The sequence below is a fragment of the Belnapia arida genome (assembly GCF_016773205.1).
GTDB classification, from domain to species: domain Bacteria; phylum Pseudomonadota; class Alphaproteobacteria; order Acetobacterales; family Acetobacteraceae; genus Belnapia; species Belnapia arida.
The window spans coordinates 477061-494313 of sequence record NZ_JAETWB010000001.1 but is presented as its reverse complement, the minus strand read 5'-3'; the positions used below and the strand labels follow the sequence as shown (position 1 = coordinate 494313).

Genomic DNA, 17253 nt, shown 5'->3' with positions numbered 1-17253 from the left:
ATATGCGGGGCGCCTGTTGCGGGCGCATGTCGCGCCGCCGGCTCGATGGTTACAACCGTCATGGATGCCGGGCGCCGGCTGGCCGCGACATCGGTCAGGCGTCGCTTTCTCACGAAGAGCCAGGGTGAGGCCTACGCGCGACGGAGGCCGCTGCCCACCGGGCCCGGCCTCAGACCAGGGCGCCCAGCCCCGCCTGCTGGAGGAAGCCGAGAAGGTGCTCCGTCACCACCTCCGGCGCTTCCAGCGAGGCGATGTGGCCAACACCGGGCAGCACGGTCAGCTGGCAGGCGAGCGCGCGCGCCATCTGCTCAGCCTCGTCCACGCTGCGCGGGATGTCGGCCGCCCCATGCAGCACGATGCGGGGCATGCGAAGCCGTGATGCGTCACCCAAGGCATCCCGGCGGCCGAAGATCATGCGGCCGAGCGGCACGACGCTGTCCAGCAAACGATCTTGCGGCCAGTCCTGTAAGGCGGCTCGGAAGCGCGCCGGGAGATCCGGCCGGCGCGAGACGATATCGGGCGCGAAGAACATCGGTACGGTCGCATCCAGCACGGGCGCCGGAACCGCGCCTGATCTGGCTACCGCGTCCAACATGCTGAAGAAGCGGAGCTTCGCCGGCTCCGGCTCGGCGCCAATGAAGCTGTCAAGCAGAGCCACGGCCCGCACGCGGTGCGGCGCGAGGCAGGCCATTTCGAATGCCCACATGCCACCGACCGACAGACCGCACATGGCGAAGCTCTCTATGCCCAGTGCATCCATAACCGCCAGATGCTGACGCGCGAGGCCGCTGATGTCGTGCGTGGTCTTCGGAAGGCGGCCAGAACCGCCATGTCCCCAAAGGTCCGGAACGACGACGCGGTAGTGACGCGCCAGCGCCTCGATCTGTGGGCGCCACATCTCGGCGCTCCAGAGGTAGCTGGGGCCAAGCAACACTGCATCGCCACGGCCTGCGTCCAGGACACGCAGGGGCGAGCCGTCCACCTCGACCAGATACTCGCGCGCGACGAAGCCCGGTGTGGCGCCCGGCCCGGAAGTCGTCGGATGCATGGCGGTCATTCGCCCCGACCGCGGCGCGCGAACCGGGCCACTTCGCACCGTGACACGCCGATATCGGCAAGCATGCTGTCACTCATCGAGGCGAGTTCTGCCTCTGCGGTGTGTGCGCGGTACCATTGCTGTGCCCGCAGCCGAAGCCGCCGTGCGAGGCACAATAGCAACGCGGCGTGCCGGCCAAGGGGGATGGGCGAGGCCAGGTCGGGCACGACGCTCCATGAAACGCGGTTTGGAATGTGCATGAGGCGATCTCCGTGTGCTGCGCCCTCGGGGAGCGCGCTGCATGCATCGCTCTGCAACGTCGCAGGCGAATGTCGGAAGGCGCCGCTTCGGCTACAACGGAAACACGATGATGACTCAGTTGCGGGCGCCGGGAACCACACCTGCCGCCTGATATGCGCCTCACCTCCCCGTGTGGTCCTGCCGTTTCTGCTGGTCCACGGCATCGCGCCGCAGGCCAGCCGGCACCTGGCGCCGCAAAGCAGCGGCGCCCTACGTCATGGCTGCGATGCGATGATGAAGGCCTCAGCCACCATTTCCTCTTCGTCAAGGCAGGTCCCACGCGCCGTCATTTGCTCCAGCTCGTCCGGGGTCAGGTGCTGGCGCAGCACCGACAGCAACCGGTCATGGACAGCCTGCGAGCCGAAGCTGCGCAGGATTCCGCGCTGCGCGTGGCAGAACTGGACATAGCCGAAGAGTCGCCCCGCCGTGGCGAGGCTGCCCTCCATTGCGGCGATCAGCGCCAACCTCTCGAGATTGGCGACCACCTCGTGCGGCAGGCCCATGAGCCGGGCTGCTGTCAGCCTTTCCGCAATGATCGGGCGCGCACGGGCGATGTCGCCTTCCGCAAGGCGGTAGGAGGCCTCGGCCCCGGCGATATGCTGCACCCAGGCGGAACGCGCCTGCGCCGGCTCTAAAGAGGCCAGCGCTTCCTGCGCGACGGCCATGGCGTCTCCCATCCGGCCCTCTGCGCAGTGGAACTCGGCCATGCTTCCCAGTGTCAGGGCAATGTCACGCGGGCTGCGGAGGCGCCGGGCGATGGAGAGTGCCTCCTCCAGGTCTGCGCGTGCCGCAGCAGGCTGGTTGCGGCGCAAGCGGAAGACGGCCCGGGCCCTCAAACAGGAGACGAGGGCCTTACTCGCCTTTTCGCCGCGGAGCAGGCTTTCGGCTTCCTCGACCAGGGGGCCGGCGGCAACGAGATTGCCCGAAAGGGTGTGCTGCCAGGCTTGGCGCCATAGCGCGCGCCCAAGGTCAACCCGGCTACCGGCGGCACGGAACAGCGCGACTGCCCGGCGCGCGGCGTCAAGCGCCTTGGCGCCCCTGGGGGCAACCCACCCGCAGCGACCAAGCCACAACCGGCCTGCGACCTCGGGCGGAGTCGCTTCGTCGATCCTTGAGATCGCCAGGTCGAACCAATCGTGCAGCTCGCACGTCAGGGAGAGTTCGGCCCAGACATGCTCGGTGTGGCTCGCCAGCTCGACGCCAAGGCGCTCGTCGCCGTCCGGTCCGAAAGCCCAGGCCAAGCCCGCCCGCAAGTTCTCAATCTCCGGCGCGTAGAGCGCGAACCAGTCCTCGTCCGACATGAACGGCCAATCCGCCTCGGCCCGCTCGTAGGCCTTGACCAGCCATTGCACCAGGCTGCGGCGCGCCTCAGCAAGGTCAGACGCGGAGAGGCGCTCGGCGGCGTAGTAGCGCGTCGAAGCCAGTAGGCGGTAGCGCGCCTGCACCCCTGTCAGGTCTGCCTGGACCAGCGACTTGTCCACCAGCGCGGCGATCAGGCCGCAGACCGCGTCCTCCCCGGATGCGCAACCTGCCAGAAAGGCGGCGGAGCCCGCGGTCCAGGTGCCGCCGAAGACGGACAGCCGCAGCAGAAGCGCGCGCTCCAACGGCTCCAACAGGTCTAGGCTCCAGCCGATCGTGGCCCTGAGCGTTTGCTGCCGCGCCAGCGCTGTCCGCCGACCGGCGGTGAGCAGCTCGAAGTGACGCTCCAGCCTTTCGCGAAGCTCCGTCAGGGTCATGGCCTGCAGCGCCGGGGCCGCGAGTTCGATGGCGAGCGGAATGCCGTCCAGCCGCTGGCAGATCCTCATGATTTCGCCCGCCTCGGCATCGCCCGGCACGAACTCGCCGAGCGCCGCGCAGGCGCGCTCGACGAAGAGCTCGCTGGCGGGGTAGTCCGCCAGCCGCTCGGCGGTGACCGCGACATCGGGTGCCGCCGCGTCCAGAGGCTGCAGCCGGTGGAGCCGCTCGCCCTCGGCACGGAGCGGCTCGCGGCTGGTCGCCAGAATCACGATGCCGGGGCAGCTTCGCAGGATCGCCTCTGTGGCGTCGGCGGCGGCACGCAGCAGATGCTCGCAGCCGTCGAGCACCAACAGCCCGCGCCGACCGGCCAGCGCGGCGATCACGACGTGGAGCGCGTCGCCGTCGCCCACATCGACACCAAGGCCGGCGGCGATGGTGGCTGCGACAAGGCGAGGCTCTTCCACCGGGCCGAGATCGGCGAACCAGGCGCCATCCGGGTAGCTGCGCCGGATGCGGTCGGCGGCGGCAAGGGCGAGCCTGGTCTTGCCCACACCACCGGCCCCGACGACCGTGACAAGGTGCGACTCGCGCAGGCGCGCTTCAACCCGGTCGAGGTCGCCGTCGCGGCCGACGAGCTTCGTCAGCGGCCGGGGCAAGTCCCCCGGCCAGGGGGGGGAGCCTGCCGGACCGGGCGTCTCCGCTTGGGCCGATGACGGGAGGGCGGAGGCAGGCGGGGGCTGCGATTCATCCTCGGCCGGAATTTCGGTGGTGGCGGCAACGAACCGGTACCCCCGCCCGGACAGGGTGGCGATGATGCCACTGCCGAGAAGCTTGCGCAGGCCTGCGATATGGACAGTGAGGTTGCCCTCCTCCACGACGCGGCCCGGCCAGACCAGTTCCATGAGATCGCCCTTCGAGACAACGCGGTCGCGCCGCTCCACCAGGGCAAGGAGCAGGTCGAAGGCGCGTCCGCGGATCGGGACTTCCCTGCCCTCGGCGGCAAGGGTGCGACGGTCCGGAACCAGGCGAAAGGGCCCAAAGGCGAAGGCTTTCGCGGTCTCGGTCATGGCGACGCCCCTCCCTTTGGAAAAATTTGCATTTCTTCGCTCGGCGCCGCCATGCACCGACCGCCATCATCCCACCGGAACGCAGACTACACGCGACGGGCGTGACCGACCTACCCCCAGCCAGGGGCAGAGAGGTGAGATGTGCCCTGGAGGCCCCTTGCAGGCCGTCGGGATGCGGACAATCCCTGCTGCGAGCGACCCGACACCTCGTGCGGATGCATCCGCCTCGCTTGGAAAATTTGGATCTATTTGGCGGCGCGACGAGGACTTCGAGGCACTGCGGCGTGATCCTCCCCCGGCTGCTGCCCAGTGGCGGCGCGCCAGGCATGGGAGATTCGACCTTGGACACCTATCCCGCACGGCGGGGCCTTCTTCGCCCGCGTGGCCCGGCTTCGGCCGCCGCGGTCGCCGGTGAGTTGCGGGGAGCCGCGGCGGAAGCTGCGAAGGACTTCCAAGCTCGGCGCGATGCTTCCGCGCGGCATCTGCACGACGCGCGCGGATGTCATGCACCCGGACTTTTCCGCCTCCACGCGGGCTGAACGCGCCGTCGCCGCCCGCCCGCTTCCCGCTCCGTCACAAAGGAACCCCCGTCATGTCTCCCACCCGTCGTAATATCGTCACATCTGCCGCTGCCGCCACCATCACCGCCGCTGCCGCCCAGGCGCAGCCCGCCGGCCAGGGCCCTAGCCCGCAGCCTCCCAGGAACGTCGTGCTCGTTCATGGCGCCTTCGCTGACGGCTCCGGATGGCGTGGTGTCTATGGCGAGCTCAGCGCCCGCGGATACCGCGTCAGCATCGTCCAGAACCCGCTCACCTCGCTCGCCGACGACGTCGCCGCCACCCGGCGCATCCTCGACCGCCAGGACGGGCCCACCATCCTCGTCGGCCATAGCTGGGGCGGCACCGTCATCACCGAGGCGGGCGTCCATCCGAAGGTCGCAGGTCTCGTCTATGTTTCCGCCCTCTCCCCCGACGCCGGCGAAACCACCGCCCAGCAATACACCGGTTTCGTCGCGCCGCCTGAATTCGTCATCGACACGCATGGCGATGGGTTCGGCTTCGTGAAGGCGGAGAATTTCAAGGCCGGCTTCGCCGCCGACACCAGCGACGCCGACGCAGCCTTCATGCGCGATTCCCAGGTGTCGATCGCCATGTCCGCGTTCGGCACGAAGCTGTCCCAGGCCGCCTGGCGCAGTCGGCCGAGCTGGGCGGTGATCGCGACCGACGACAAGGCTTTCGACCTCCGCATGTTACGCCACATGGCAAGCCGCATCGGCGCCAAGGTTACGGAGGTCGCGGCCAGCCACGCCGTCTTCATGACGCAACCCAAGGTCGTCGCCGGCGTCATCAACGAAGCAGCGCAGCAGGCCGTCCGCGCCGCCCGCTGACCCTTACGCTATCAATCCGTTGATGGCCGGTGCCGGGACAATTCCGCCGCTGGCTGTTGCCCTGGCTGGCGCCGGCAGGCCGCCCGGGCGCGGCGCGTCCGGATGATGCCGCCCGGAACAAGAAGGAATTTCAGACCATGACCGATGTTGCCTCCTCCGAGGAGCGCGATTTCTCCATGCGGGCTCGCGACAACCAGGCGCGGCTGACGGCCGGGCTGCAGTCCCGCTACGACGTCGTCGTCTGCGGTGCCGGCGCCTCCGGCTCGGTAGTCGCGCGGCGACTGGCGGAGAACCCGCAGGTTCAGGTGCTGCTGCTCGAAGCCGGCGGCAGCGACGAGGCCGAATCCGTGCTGGACCCGGCGCTGTGGCCCACCAATCTCGGCGGCGAGCGCGATTGGGGCTTCCAGGCGGAGCCGAATCCACACCTGAACGGGCGGCAGCTCGCGTTGTCCATGGGCAAGGGGCTGGGCGGTGGCTCGAGCATCAACGTGGCGGTGTGGGCGCGCGGGCACCGTAGCGACTGGGACTTCTTCGCCTTGGAATCGGGCGATCCGGCCTGGGGCTACGAAAACGTCCTCGACATCTACCGCCGGATCGAAAACTGGCAGGGCGCGCCTGACCCGAAATTCCGGGGGACCGGCGGGCCGGTCTGGGTGCAGCCCGCGCCTGATCCGAGCCCGATCGCGGGCGCGATGCTCGACGCCGCGAGCGAGATCGGCATCCCCACCTTCGAACATCCGAACGGCCGCATGATGGAGGGTGATGGCGGTGCCGCCATCAGCGACATCCTAGTCCGCAACGGCCGCCGGCATTCGCTGTACCGGGCCTATCTTCGCCCCTGGCTCGACCGGCCCAACCTGACCGTGCTGACCGGCGCCTTCGTGCGTCGCGTGATGTTCGACGGCCGCCGTGCAACAGGTGTCGAATTCCTGCGCGACGGCCAGGTCACGACGGTGGGCGCCAGCACCGAGGTCGTGCTGTCGCTGGGCGCGATCCAGACGCCGAAGGTGCTGATGCATTCCGGCATCGGCGATCGCGAAGAACTCGGGCGGGTTGGTATCCCGCTCCTGCAACACCTGCCGGGCGTTGGCCGGAACTTCCAGGACCATGTCTCCTTCGGCTGCACCTGGGAGTATGCCGAGCCGATCGCGCCCCGCAACAGTGGCAGCGAGGCGACCCTGTATTGGAAGAGCCGGCCCGACCTCGATGCGCCGGACCTCCTGTTCTGCCAAGTGGAGTTTCCCGTCCCGAGCGACAGGACGGCAGCGCGGGGCGTGCCGGCGCATGGCTGGACGATGTTCGCGGGCCTCGCACAGCCCGTCAGCCGCGGGCGCCTGCGCCTGCGGGGTCCGGACCCATTGGCATCGGTTGCTGTGGATGCGGACTTCCTGTCCGATCCAGCGGACATGACAACGGCAAGAACCTGCGTCGAGCTTTGCCGTGCCTTGGGTAATGCGCGAGCCTTCCGTCCCTTCGTGCGCGGCGAAGCCATGCCTGGCGAGCTGAAAGGCGAGGCGCTCGACCTCTACATCCGCGATGCCGCCGTCACCTACTGGCACCAGAGCTGCACGGCCAAAATGGGGCGGGACGAGATGTCGGTCGTGGACAGTACGCTGAAAGTCTACGGCGTGGACGGCCTACGGGTGGCGGACGGCTCGATCATGCCGCGCGTGACGACCGGCAACACGCAGGCGCCCTGCGCCATCATCGGGGAGCGGGCGGCGGAGACGATCCGAAAGGCGCACGGATTGTAGCCGTCGCCGGTGCTTCGGGGCCCCTTGGCGTTGGGGTCCCGAAGGCGTCATCGGGCCAGCGGCAGCCTTGCCGCGCGGCGTAGGGCGGATCGCGATGATGGATATTGCGCCCCATTTTCCTCAGAACGGAGGTTCCGTGCGCCATCCTGCAATTCCCGAGCGCTGCGGGCCGGAGCCGTTTTGCGCCGACGGCGCCGTTCCGGGACGCGTGCTTGTGGTGGACGATGATCCCGGAACCCGCGGCATGTCCGTAAGCTACCTGGCCAGCCGTCAGTGCCCGTCCATCGGCGTCACCCACGCGGACGCGGCGCGTCATCTCAAGCGGGGTCTGTTCAGCCTGGTGGTGGTGGATGTCCGCGCCCTGCATGACGACGGAGCCGAGATGCTGCGGAGGATCCGGACGCAGTCCGAGGTGCCGGTCATCCTGGTCGCGGGACAGCACTGCACCGTCTTCGACAGGATCGTCTCCCTCGAACTCGGCGCCGACGACGTGCTCTGCGCGCCGTTGAACCTTCGCGAGCTGCTTGCGCGCGTGCGTGCGACCTTGCGCAGGCAGGAGGCGGGGCGCCGCGCCATCGCGCCCGGCTTCCAAGGTGGCTACCGCTTCGATGGCTGGGTGCTGGATCAGCGCAGCAGGACGCTGAAGAACCCGGCAGGCCGGATGGTGGATGTCACGAAGACCGAGTATGCGCTGCTGCTGGCGCTGCTCGAAGCGCCCCGCCGGCCGCTCGCCCGCGCGCAGCTCATGCGCGCGACCCGGGCGCATGAGGACATCCACGACCGCACAATCGACGCGCAGGTGATGCGGCTGCGGCGCAAGATCGAGGCCGATCCTTCCGCGCCGAAGCTCATCAGGACCGGCCGCGGAGCGGGCTACATCCTGGACGCCCGGGTCGAGACGGTCTTCTGATCACCTTTGACGGCCGGCCTTTCGAGTCCTGCAGTCCCGCGCTCCAGCTCACCGAGGAAACGTCCCACCAGGGCGTTGAAGGTGTCGGCGGCATGCCAGAACGGGGCATGGCCTGCCCCGTCCAGGCGATGACAGCGCCCTTCCCACAGGTTGCGGTAGGCAACGCCCTCGAGGTAGTCGAGCCTGATCAGAGGATCGGTCGCGCCATTGATGACGGCGATCGGCAGAGCGCTGCCTTCGACCGCGAGACGCTGATCGACGCCGAGCCCCGCCCGCGAAGCCTCGAAGAGTCCCTGTCGGCAGCGGCCGTCCGAGCGACCGATCGCGCCCTGGAGGAAAGGCTCGACCGGCGTGCCGAACATAGCCTGGGCGAAGGTGTCCACCTCCGCCTCGGAGAGGTGGCGGCGCCCCGCCAGGCCATCAGCCGGCGAGGAGACGAAGCCTTCCACGAAGCCGCCGCGCCGGATCGGAGGCGTGCCTGTGAGGATCAGGCCTTTCATGCCCTTGAACCGGGACAGCATCTCGATGGCGACATGGCCGCCGAGCGACCAACCCAGCACGACGGCGCTGCTGACCTCGAGACGCTCCAGCAACTCCACCGTGCAGTCGGCAAGTCCCGGCAGGGAGTAGGTGCGGGCGGGATCGTGCGCGTCCTCGGACTGGCCATGGCCCGGGAGGTCGAAGGTGATCAGGCGGCATCTCGCAGCGAGGTCGCTTCGGAGCTGCCGCGCGAAGACTTGGTGACTTGATGAATTTCCGTGGATCAGCAGTAGTGGAGTGCCGGAACCCCCGCCATCCCAGACGGACAGCTTGCCGTGTGATGTACAAGAAAGGCGAAACGGCTCAACTTCATACGGTATGGCCATGCCATGTTCCATCTCGGTATTCCGGCGCGTGCAGCGGTTAAGTTTACCTGCCATGGAGTGCCTGGCTTTCATCCGCCCCGTCAATTGAATGACGGCTTACTGTTTCAAGCGTAGTCAATATCAAAGCACGGACCAGGGCGGCCGGGCCGGCCGTCTCAGGGCTTCTGTTTGGATGCGACATCCCGGCGGCCCGCGTTGCCGCGGAGCGCCAGGTGAAATTCCTGGTTCAGCTGCTGGCACGGCTACACCGTCGGGATGGTTCCGCCGTCTATGACGTATTCCGCGCCGTGGATCGCCGACGCCCGATCGGAGGCGAGGAAGGCAATCAGCTCCGCCACATCCTCCGGCTTGGCGGGGCGACCGAGCGGGATTCCGCCGAGTGCATCCAGAATGCCCTGGCGCGCGGTTTCCGGGGTGCCACCGCTGCTGGCCGCGATCCGCTGCACCAGCGCATCCGCCGCTTCCGTGTAGATCCAGCCCGGCGAGACGACGTTCACCCGCACGCCCTTTGGCCCGACTTCCTTCGAAAGTGCCTTGCTATAGGTCGTCAACGCGGCCTTCGCCGCGGCATAGGCCGTCGTGGACTCGTGCAGCGGCAGGCGACGCTGAATGGACGCGACATGGATCACCGCTCCTGAACCGCGCGCGATCATCTGCGGCAGGAGCAACCGATCGAGCCGCACCGCCGGCATCAGGTTCAGGTCGAATGCAGCGCGCCAGTGTTCCTCCGTCAGGGCGGCAAAGCCCCCGCCCGGCGCAGTGGAGCCGCCGAGGACATGCACCAGCACATCCACGCCACCGAGGCGTTCCGTAACCGCCTCGGCAAGAGCACGCGCTCCGCCCGGCTCCATGAGGTCGGCCGCCACGAAGTCGGCGCCCATGGTCTCCGCGGGCCTGTGGCGCGCCGCGCTCATCACCCGGGCTCCCGCATCCAGGAAGCGTTGCACGGTCGCTCGACCGGCACCCTTGCTGCCCCCGGTGACGAGGACGCGGCGCCCCTCGAATTCGGCAGGATTGCTGTGCGGCGGCATCAGGCGATCTCCAGCCCGGCAATCGCGCCATCCCGCAGCATGAAGCTGAAGGTGAAACGGGTCGGGCTGCCGGGGAAGTCGCCGGCGGTCAGGCCAGCCACGACGATGCAGCCATCTCGTACGTGCCAGGTCTCAGGGGTAAAGACGGCTCGGCTTGCGACCGTTGCTGACTGGATCCAGGTCCTGATCTCATCAAGGCCCACATGGCGGCCGCCATCGTCGCGGACAACCGCATCCCGGGCGAATGGCGCCAGCATGCCGTTGGCATCGAGCCTGGCATTCGCCGCAACATAGGCTGTGATCGGTGTCGGCAGATCGCTGTTCATGGCATGTCTCCGAGGCTTTCTTGCGCTGGGATGAAGCTGTTTCTAGGCTGCCCGAATGACAAGAACGGACGAAAAGGTAAGCGACTTACCCCGCAGTAAGCGTGTGCCCTACACGCCGGAATCGGCCGCGCAGGGCGTGCAGAACGTCATCAGGGTGCTGGAAGGACGCTGGAAGTTGGTGATCCTGTTTCAGCTCTTCGGTGGACGGATCCGCCGCTTCTCCGATCTCGAGCGGGCCATTCCCGGCGTCTCGCAGAAGATGCTGATCCAGCAGTTGCGCCAGCTCGAGGCGGACGGCGTCGTCGCACGCATCGTCCACCACCAGGTGCCCCCCAAGGTGGAGTACCATCTGACCGATTGGGGGCAGTCGCTCTGCCCGGCGCTTGATGCCCTGCTCGCTTGGGCGGAAAGTGCGCCGTCCGAGATGGGCTCCTGACTCATCGAGGCGGCACGTTCCGATGAGCCAGGTCCACGCTGGCTTGTGGGCAGGCAACTGGCCCATCGATCCTTCGCCCGCCATGCTGCCGATCCACACCAGCAGGCCGCGCTTCGCGTCACGCATGTGGGGCAGTCGTCGCTGGCCGGAAACCTGCTGCCGCTGGAGTTCACGGTCGACGGCGGCCCAGGCGCCACGCTATCGCTTCGCGGCGGAGCTCGCCTCAGGCACGCCGATGGAGCTCCTCCCCGACTACCCGCCTGTCCTCACACCGCTTTACGCACTCCATCCGTACAACCGAAAACTCTCTCCACGCCTGCGTGTGTTCCTGGACTTCGCGGTCGGGACCTTCGCCCGAGCCGAGCTCCAGGGCGTTCACGCCGGCGCTTACAGCTCACGGAGACCACACCAGCGCCTTCCGAGACTGCACACCTAGCCATCGCGGCGGATGATGAAGCCGTTGGCAACGCGCTCCATGCCGAGCTTCGGGTACCAGCTCATTGGGTCGGGCGCAGAAAGCAGCAGCAGCATGCAGCCGGGGCCGATGATGCGCTTGGTCTCGGCGATGAGGCCGCGGCCGATGCCCCTCCCCTGCCCGGCCGGTTCCACGCAGAGGTCGGAGAGGTAGCAGCCATAGGCGAAGTCGGTGAAGCTGCGCGCGGCGCCGATCAACCTACCCGCCTCGTCTCGGGCGGTGACAATGAGGTTGGAGCCGGCAACCATCGCCGCCATGCGAGCCGCGTCGTCCACCGGGCGGACCAGGCCGGAGGCGCGGACCACTGCGGTGTATTCCATCGGGTCGAGGCGGCCCTCCTCGCGGGCGAAGGTGATGCCGGGAGGCGGCGCGGCGAGCGCGGCCCAGGCGGCGTGGCCGTTGACCAGGGAGTGGCCGGGCACCGGCGTCAGGCCCATAGCTTCGGGTTGCCGAGCAGCTCGGCCATGCGGGTGGCGATGGCATCGAGCAGGCGCTCCCCCTTCTCGGCTGTCGCCACGCGCGCATCGCCAATGACGCCGGAGGGCGAGATCGCCTTGAAGGAGCGGCGAAGCGCGAGGCCGGTGGGCTGGCCCTCGACGCGGGTGGAATGCGGGCCATGCGCCTCCGCCAGGCGCCCGGTACGAACGCTCTCGGGGCGGAGGTGGAGCATCAGGCTCGTCTCCGCCTCGCAGGCATGCATGAGGCCGGCCTGTCGCTCCAGGATGGGGGCGATCACCTCCGGCACCGCATGCCAGTAGGTGGCAGCGGCGACGCGGATGCCGAACTCGATCGAGAACTCGCCGGCGGCGACGGCCACGGCCTCGGCGTTGCCGCCATGGCCGTTCAGCAGCATCATCCGCCTGAAGCCATGGCGGGCGGCGGAGCGGACAATGCCGCGGAGGACGCCGGCGAAGCTCGCATAGTCCAGCGTGACGGTGCCGCCGAAGTCCATGTGGTGCTCGGCGAGGCCGGTCCAGACGCAGGGGGTAACGACGACCGGGCCACCCAGCCGGCGCGCCGCCCCTTCGGCGACGGCGGTGCCGAGGATGATGTCGACGCCGGTCGCCATGTGCGGGCCGTGCTGCTCGAGCGAGGCGACGGGGATGATGACCAGCGCATCCTCGGCGGCGCGGGCACGGAGTTCCTCCGCGGTGAGGCGCATCCATTCGATCTCGTCGGCCATGGTCCCCCCGGTGCTATGGGCGGCGATGATGCGCCGCGGCGAAGGCGGGTCAAGCCTCGGGGCGCATCTCTGGGCCGGCCAGGAAGCCAGCGGCCTGCGCCTGAAGGGCGGCGCGCTTCTCGGAGGGCATCTTGCGGAGGGTCTGCAGCGGCATGGCCATGCGCGGGTTGCCGGCGAAGCGGTGTTCATGCCGTGCGATGAAGTCCCAGTAGAGGGCGTTCATCGGGCAGGCGTCGGGGCCGGTCGCGGCCTTCACGTCATAGGCGCAGAGGCGGCAGTAGTCGGACATGCGGTTGATGTATGCGCCGCTCGCCGCATAGGGCTTGCTGGCGATGACGCCGCCATCGGCGTGCAACGCCATGCCATGGGTGTTCGGCAGTTCCACCCATTCATAGGCATCGGCGTAGACGGCCATGTACCACTCGTTCACCTCCGCCGGGTCGAGGCCGGCGAGCAGAGCGAAGTTGCCGGTGACCATCAGCCGCTGGATGTGGTGGGCATAGGCGAGGTCGCGGGTCTGCCGGACGACCTGCCTGATGCAGTTCATCCGCGTCTCGCCGCCCCACCAGGACCAGGGCAGCGGGCGGGTTGCCTCCAGCGCGTTGAGGCGGGCGTAGTCGGGCATTTTCAGCCAGTAGAGGCCGCGGACATACTCGCGCCAGCCTAGGATCTGCCGGATGAAGCCCTCGACGGCGTTCAGTGGGGCGCGGCCGGCGCGATAGGCGGCTTCGGCGGCCTCGCAGCAGGCGCGGGGGGAGAGCAGGCCGAGATTGAGGCTGGTTGAGACCAGGGCATGGAAGAGGATGGGCTGGCCCGCCGCCATGGCGTCCTGGTGATCGCCGAAGCGGGCGAGGCGGTGGGTGATGAAGTCGGCGAGCGCCGCCTCCGCCTCGGCCGCAGTCACCGGCCAGGCGAAGGCGTCCAGCGTGCCGAAATTGGCCGCGAAGCGGGATTCGACGAGGGCCATCACATCCTGGGTGATGGCGTCCGGCGCCGGACGACGGGGCGGCGGCGCGGCTAGGCCGGAGGTGAAGGGGCGGCGGTTCTCGGCGTCGTAGTTCCATTGTCCGCCAACGGGTCCGTCGGGATCCATCAGCAGGCCGGTCTCGTGGCGCATCTCGCGGTAGAAGAATTCCATCCGCAGCTGGCGCCGGCCCTGCGCCCAGCGGCGGAAGCGGGGGAGCGGGCAGAGGAAGCGGCTGTCCTCGCGGATCTCTATGGGGAGGCCAAGGCCCTCCTCCCAGCCGCGCATCGCCTCCAGCACCCGCCACTCTCCGGGGAAGGTGCAGATGATGCCCTCCGGTCGGTGGCGGGCGATGGCGCGCGTCAGCTCGTCGGTCAGGGTCCCGCTGTTATCGGGGTCGTCCAGGCGGATGTAATCGACGGCGATGCCTCGGGCGCGGAGCTCCGCCGCGAAATGCCGCATGGCGGAGAGCACCAGCACCAGCTTCTGCTTATGGTGCGGGACATAAGTGCATTCCCGCATGACCTCGGCCATGAGCACCACGTCGTGGGCGGGGTCGAGGCCGTCGAGGGCGGCGATGTTAGGAGAGAGCTGGTCGCCGAGGACGAGGCGGAGGACGCCCATCAGGCCCTTTCATAGGTGACGAGGCTGCCGTCGTCGCCCTTGGTGCGCCAGGCAAGCCAGGTGCCGCCGGCGGCGTACTGCCCCTCCCCCTCCTCGTCGCCGGATACGCGCCAGGTGGCGCCGGTGCCGGGGCCGGGGGTGCGCGTCCATTGCAGACGGAGAGGCTTTCCGGTCTCGCTGTCGAACAGCGGGCGGTCGAACCGGCGCGGATCCCACCAGCTCAACGGCGCCGCCTCGGCGGAAAGGCGGAGCGGGCCCTCGGGTCCCTGGACGAGGATGGCGCCGCCCTCGGCCCGCGCCGTCATGTCCTTCACCGTGCCGTTCCGGTCATGGTGCGAGGCGACGGAGCGGAGACGGTCGCCGGCCCAGACCTCGGTGAAATTGTGAGTCAGACGGAAGACGGTGATGCCCACGAGCTTCACCTGCACGATGACCTCGGTGCGGGCGGTCAGTTCGCCGCCGGCCTCGCTCAGCGTCACCGTATGGCTGCCGATGGCGCTGCCCTCCCGCATGATGCGGAAGCGGGTGACGGTGGGGATGGCGCCGGCCGGGCTGGCGAGCAGCGGCAGCGCCAGCAGCGGCAGGTGGCGGCGGCGCATCAGCCGCGGCCGCGCAGGCTGGAGCGGCCGCCATCGACGCCGATCACCTGGCCGGTGATCCAGCCCGAAGCGTCGGAGAGGAGGAAGTCTGCCAGCGCCGCCGCATCCTCGGCCTCGCCGAGGCGGGGGATGGGGTGGAGCTTGGCGATGGCCTCGGCCATCTGCGGGTTCTTCGTCATGGGTGTGGCGATGCCGGTGCGGGTGAGGCTGGGAGCGATGCAATTCACCCGTACGGATGGCGCCAGTTCCGCGGCGAGGGCAAGCGATAATCCCTCGACCGCGGCCTTGGCCGCGCCGATCACGGCATGGCCGGGAAAGCCGGCGCGGGCAGCAACGGAGGAAAAGAGGACCACGCTGCCCTGCCCGGCCGTCAGCGCCGGAGCGGCGGCCTGGACGGCAATCGCGGCGGCTGTCGCGTTGAGGGCGAAGGTCTCGGCGAAGTCGGTCGGGGTCGTCCGGGCGAGCGGCTTCATCACGATGGAGCCGACGCAGAAGGCGAGGCCGGCGAGCGGCGTGCCGGCTGCGACAAGGGCGGCCTTCAACGCCGCCGGGTCGGTGACGTCGCAGGGAGCGGAGGGAGCGCCCAGTTCCGCGGCCAAGGCGGCGAGACGAGCGGCGTCGCGGCCGATGAGGAAGAGCGGGGCACCGCGCGCGGCGAGGCGGCGGGCGAGCGCGCCGCCGATGCCGCCGGTGGCGCCCAGAATCGCAATAGGTCCCGCCATGCCCTCTCCTGATCTTTCGCCTCCGAGATGGGGCTGCGGGGCAGGAGCGGAAGGGGCCTCTTGCCGCGGCGGGACGGCGGGGACAGGCTGCGCGCCCTTCCCTTCGACGAGGCCCGCATGAGCACCGAATCCGCCGTCACCGCCTGGCTCGCCACCCAGGAGGAAGCCATGTTGAAGGTGCTGGAAGCCATGGTGAACACCGATGGCGGCAGCTACGACAAGCCGGGCGTCGATGCCGTCGGGCGGATCGTCCGGGACTTCATGGCGGCCGAGGGCATACCGGTCGAGCTGGTCCCGCAGGAGATGTATGGCGACTGCCTTAGGGCCCGCGTGGCCGGCGGCGAGGCAACCTCTTCAGGCAACGAGAAGCAGGCGATCGTGCTGATGGGGCACCGGGACACGGTCTTCCCCAAGGGCGAGCCGGAGCGGCGACCCTTCCGCATCGAGAACGGCATCGCCACCGGGCCGGGCGTCGCCGATATGAAGGCGGGGCTGGTGATGAACATGTTCGTCCTGGCTGGATTCCAGCGCTTCGGCGGGGCGCCGGGGCCGCTGGTCGGGCTCTTCACCGGCGACGAGGAGATCGGCAGCCCGGAGGGCCGGGCAGTGATCGAGGCGACGGCGCGGGAGGCGCGGGTGGTCTTCAACTCGGAGCCCGGACGGCCCAATGGCGGGGTGGTGACAGGGCGTAAGGGCGGCGTGTTTTCGATCTTCGACATCGAGGGGAAGGCGGCGCATTCGGGCGGCAATTTCGAGGCCGGCATCAGCGCCATCGGCGAGCTGGCCGCCAAGGTCACCGCACTGCACGCGCTGACCGACCTCGCGCGGGGGATCACGGTGAATGTGGGCCTCGTTTCGGGCGGGCAGAGCGTCAACACGGTGGCGCCCTGGGCGCAGGGACAGATCGACCTGCGTTACAAGGATCCATCCGACCGGGACGAGGTGATGGGGAAGATCCATGCCATCATCGAGCGGGCCCATGTCCCGGGGACACGGGCGCGCCTCACCATCCGGGGCGAGTTCCTGCCGCTGAACGAGACGCCGGCCTCGGCCCGGCTCTTCGGCATGTACCGGGACGCGGCGGCGGAGAGCGGGCTCGCCGTCACCGGCGAGTTCAGCGGGGGCTGCGCCGATAGCGGCTTCACCGCGGCCCTTGGGGCGCCGACCATCTGCGCGGTCGGGCCGGTAGGCGGCAAGGCGCACAGCCCAGAGGAATACTTGGAGGTGGCGAGCCTCGTGCCGCGGGCACAGGCCATGGCAAGGGCGATCCTGCGGCTCGACCGGGCGGGACTGTAATATTTCTTAAAGATGACACGTCGTTCATGTTCGGCTATCTCGCGGACGCTTCAACCCTTCGGGAGATGTCCATGTTCGGCATGTTCAAGTCGCAATCCGCAGCACTCGACCTCACGCCGCGCACCTGCCTCGCCGTCTCGCTGATCTATTGCATGGCGGCGGATGGAGAGATGGACGAGGAGGAGGTCGGGCACCTCCTCTCCGCCCTCGGCCGCGGGATGACGCGGCAGGGGCTGGATGCGGCGCTGCGCTATGCGCAGGCGACGAAGCCGGAGCAGTTCCTCGCCGATGCCACCCCGCGGCTGCGGCCGGAGCAGCGGCTCTGCATCCTGCTCAACATGATCGACAACGCCATGAGCGACGGCGAGGCGGAGCAGGGCGAGCAGGACCTCGTCCGCCGCTTCGCCGAGGCCTGGGGCCTGTCGGAGGAGGCGCTGGCGCCGCATTTCCGCACCCTCGTCGCCAAGAACCAGCGCAGCGTCCTCGATGCGTGAGGGTCCGCGCCCCTTTGCGGGCGGCGCGGTTTCGCCTAGGTAGCCC

The 17253-nt window shown here is 69.0% G+C and carries 17 protein-coding genes; 6 read left to right on the top strand and 11 right to left on the bottom strand.

All coding sequences use genetic code 11. The features are described from left to right. Positions 1–169: 169 nt before the first annotated feature. From JMJ56_RS02520 to JMJ56_RS02510, 3 genes are all read right to left on the bottom strand, one after another. A complete protein-coding gene (locus JMJ56_RS02520; RefSeq protein ID WP_202830023.1) occupies positions 170–1048 on the bottom strand; it encodes an alpha/beta fold hydrolase in 879 nt (292 codons plus the stop codon). A gap of 5 nt (positions 1049–1053) precedes the next feature. Beyond that, positions 1054–1296, bottom strand: a complete 243-nt coding sequence (locus tag JMJ56_RS35445; protein WP_202830022.1) for a DUF1127 domain-containing protein — start codon at positions 1294–1296, stop codon at positions 1054–1056. A 255-nt stretch (positions 1297–1551) separates the two neighbouring features. Then, a complete protein-coding gene (locus JMJ56_RS02510) occupies positions 1552–4140 on the bottom strand; it encodes an ATP-binding protein (protein ID WP_202830021.1) in 2589 nt (862 codons plus the stop codon). 592 nt (positions 4141–4732) lie between these two features. Here JMJ56_RS02510 and JMJ56_RS02505 point away from each other — a divergent pair. The 3 genes from JMJ56_RS02505 to JMJ56_RS02495 all read left to right on the top strand — a co-directional run bounded on the left by JMJ56_RS02505 (position 4733) and on the right by JMJ56_RS02495 (position 8191). After that, positions 4733–5527, top strand: coding sequence for an alpha/beta fold hydrolase (locus tag JMJ56_RS02505; RefSeq protein ID WP_202830020.1), 795 nt, complete (start codon positions 4733–4735; stop codon positions 5525–5527). Positions 5528–5664: 137 nt separating this feature from the next. Next, complete coding sequence (locus JMJ56_RS02500; RefSeq protein ID WP_202830019.1) at positions 5665–7281, top strand: GMC family oxidoreductase; 1617 nt, start codon at positions 5665–5667, stop codon at positions 7279–7281. 97 nt (positions 7282–7378) lie between these two features. Then, the gene (locus tag JMJ56_RS02495; RefSeq protein ID WP_236037388.1) at positions 7379–8191 is read left to right on the top strand and encodes a winged helix-turn-helix domain-containing protein; all 813 of its coding nucleotides are present in this window, start codon (positions 7379–7381) and stop codon (positions 8189–8191) included. On the opposite strand, the gene JMJ56_RS02490 is transcribed toward JMJ56_RS02495, so the two are convergent. The 3 genes from JMJ56_RS02490 to JMJ56_RS02480 form a co-directional block, all read right to left on the bottom strand. Further along, positions 8155–9069 carry an alpha/beta fold hydrolase gene (locus tag JMJ56_RS02490; RefSeq protein WP_202830017.1) on the bottom strand — a complete coding sequence of 305 codons (915 nt, stop codon included), beginning with the start codon at positions 9067–9069 and terminating at the stop codon, positions 8155–8157. The genes JMJ56_RS02495 and JMJ56_RS02490 overlap by 37 nt on opposite strands. Before the next feature lie 230 nt (positions 9070–9299). After that, the gene (locus JMJ56_RS02485) at positions 9300–10088 is read right to left on the bottom strand and encodes an SDR family oxidoreductase (RefSeq protein ID WP_202830016.1); all 789 of its coding nucleotides are present in this window, start codon (positions 10086–10088) and stop codon (positions 9300–9302) included. Further along, a complete protein-coding gene (locus JMJ56_RS02480; RefSeq protein WP_202830015.1) occupies positions 10088–10414 on the bottom strand; it encodes a nuclear transport factor 2 family protein in 327 nt (108 codons plus the stop codon). Before JMJ56_RS02480 ends, JMJ56_RS02485 begins: the two co-directional genes overlap by 1 nt. A 103-nt stretch (positions 10415–10517) precedes the next feature. Between JMJ56_RS02480 and JMJ56_RS02475 the strand changes: the two genes are divergently transcribed. Next, on the top strand, positions 10518–10850 hold the full coding sequence (locus JMJ56_RS02475) for a winged helix-turn-helix transcriptional regulator (RefSeq protein WP_328702240.1): 333 nt from the start codon (positions 10518–10520) through the stop codon (positions 10848–10850). Positions 10851–11282: 432 nt separating this feature from the next. Here the strand turns inward: JMJ56_RS02475 and JMJ56_RS02470 are convergent, their stop codons facing one another. From JMJ56_RS02470 to JMJ56_RS02450, 5 genes are read right to left on the bottom strand one after another with little or no spacing between them, the layout of a single operon-like run. After that, the gene (locus tag JMJ56_RS02470; RefSeq protein WP_202830013.1) at positions 11283–11762 is read right to left on the bottom strand and encodes a GNAT family N-acetyltransferase; all 480 of its coding nucleotides are present in this window, start codon (positions 11760–11762) and stop codon (positions 11283–11285) included. Beyond that, positions 11753–12508, bottom strand: coding sequence for a creatininase family protein (locus JMJ56_RS02465; RefSeq protein WP_202830012.1), 756 nt, complete (start codon positions 12506–12508; stop codon positions 11753–11755). The genes JMJ56_RS02470 and JMJ56_RS02465 overlap by 10 nt, the downstream gene beginning before the upstream one ends. Positions 12509–12557: 49 nt before the next feature. Continuing rightward, positions 12558–14096, bottom strand: a complete 1539-nt coding sequence (locus JMJ56_RS02460; protein WP_236037387.1) for a cryptochrome/photolyase family protein — start codon at positions 14094–14096, stop codon at positions 12558–12560. Further along, positions 14096–14695: a DUF6134 family protein gene (locus tag JMJ56_RS02455; protein WP_202830011.1), complete on the bottom strand. Its 600-nt coding sequence runs from the start codon at positions 14693–14695 to the stop codon at positions 14096–14098. Before JMJ56_RS02455 ends, JMJ56_RS02460 begins: the two co-directional genes overlap by 1 nt. Beyond that, the gene (locus JMJ56_RS02450; protein WP_202830010.1) at positions 14695–15417 is read right to left on the bottom strand and encodes an SDR family NAD(P)-dependent oxidoreductase; all 723 of its coding nucleotides are present in this window, start codon (positions 15415–15417) and stop codon (positions 14695–14697) included. Before JMJ56_RS02450 ends, JMJ56_RS02455 begins: the two co-directional genes overlap by 1 nt. Before the next feature lie 117 nt (positions 15418–15534). Between JMJ56_RS02450 and JMJ56_RS02445 the strand changes: the two genes are divergently transcribed. Then, positions 15535–16713, top strand: a complete 1179-nt coding sequence (locus tag JMJ56_RS02445) for a M20 family metallopeptidase (RefSeq protein ID WP_202830009.1) — start codon at positions 15535–15537, stop codon at positions 16711–16713. Positions 16714–16784: 71 nt separating this feature from the next. Beyond that, positions 16785–17207 (top strand): tellurite resistance TerB family protein, encoded by a 423-nt coding sequence (locus JMJ56_RS02440; RefSeq protein ID WP_236037386.1) that lies wholly within the window; start codon positions 16785–16787, stop codon positions 17205–17207. Positions 17208–17253: the final 46 nt, after the last annotated feature.

Coding starts and splice junctions, on each gene's coding strand:
- JMJ56_RS02520 (WP_202830023.1), bottom strand. CDS start 1,048: ATGCATCCGACGACTTCCGGGCCGGGCGCCACACCGGGCTTCGTCGCG.
- JMJ56_RS35445 (WP_202830022.1), bottom strand. CDS start 1,296: ATGCACATTCCAAACCGCGTTTCATGGAGCGTCGTGCCCGACCTGGCC.
- JMJ56_RS02510 (WP_202830021.1), bottom strand. CDS start 4,140: ATGACCGAGACCGCGAAAGCCTTCGCCTTTGGGCCCTTTCGCCTGGTT.
- JMJ56_RS02505 (WP_202830020.1), top strand. CDS start 4,733: ATGTCTCCCACCCGTCGTAATATCGTCACATCTGCCGCTGCCGCCACC.
- JMJ56_RS02500 (WP_202830019.1), top strand. CDS start 5,665: ATGACCGATGTTGCCTCCTCCGAGGAGCGCGATTTCTCCATGCGGGCT.
- JMJ56_RS02495 (WP_236037388.1), top strand. CDS start 7,379: ATGGATATTGCGCCCCATTTTCCTCAGAACGGAGGTTCCGTGCGCCAT.
- JMJ56_RS02490 (WP_202830017.1), bottom strand. CDS start 9,069: ATGGAACATGGCATGGCCATACCGTATGAAGTTGAGCCGTTTCGCCTT.
- JMJ56_RS02485 (WP_202830016.1), bottom strand. CDS start 10,088: ATGCCGCCGCACAGCAATCCTGCCGAATTCGAGGGGCGCCGCGTCCTC.
- JMJ56_RS02480 (WP_202830015.1), bottom strand. CDS start 10,414: ATGAACAGCGATCTGCCGACACCGATCACAGCCTATGTTGCGGCGAAT.
- JMJ56_RS02470 (WP_202830013.1), bottom strand. CDS start 11,762: ATGGGCCTGACGCCGGTGCCCGGCCACTCCCTGGTCAACGGCCACGCC.
- JMJ56_RS02465 (WP_202830012.1), bottom strand. CDS start 12,508: ATGGCCGACGAGATCGAATGGATGCGCCTCACCGCGGAGGAACTCCGT.
- JMJ56_RS02460 (WP_236037387.1), bottom strand. CDS start 14,096: ATGGGCGTCCTCCGCCTCGTCCTCGGCGACCAGCTCTCTCCTAACATC.
- JMJ56_RS02455 (WP_202830011.1), bottom strand. CDS start 14,695: ATGCGCCGCCGCCACCTGCCGCTGCTGGCGCTGCCGCTGCTCGCCAGC.
- JMJ56_RS02450 (WP_202830010.1), bottom strand. CDS start 15,417: ATGGCGGGACCTATTGCGATTCTGGGCGCCACCGGCGGCATCGGCGGC.
- JMJ56_RS02445 (WP_202830009.1), top strand. CDS start 15,535: ATGAGCACCGAATCCGCCGTCACCGCCTGGCTCGCCACCCAGGAGGAA.
- JMJ56_RS02440 (WP_236037386.1), top strand. CDS start 16,785: ATGTTCGGCATGTTCAAGTCGCAATCCGCAGCACTCGACCTCACGCCG.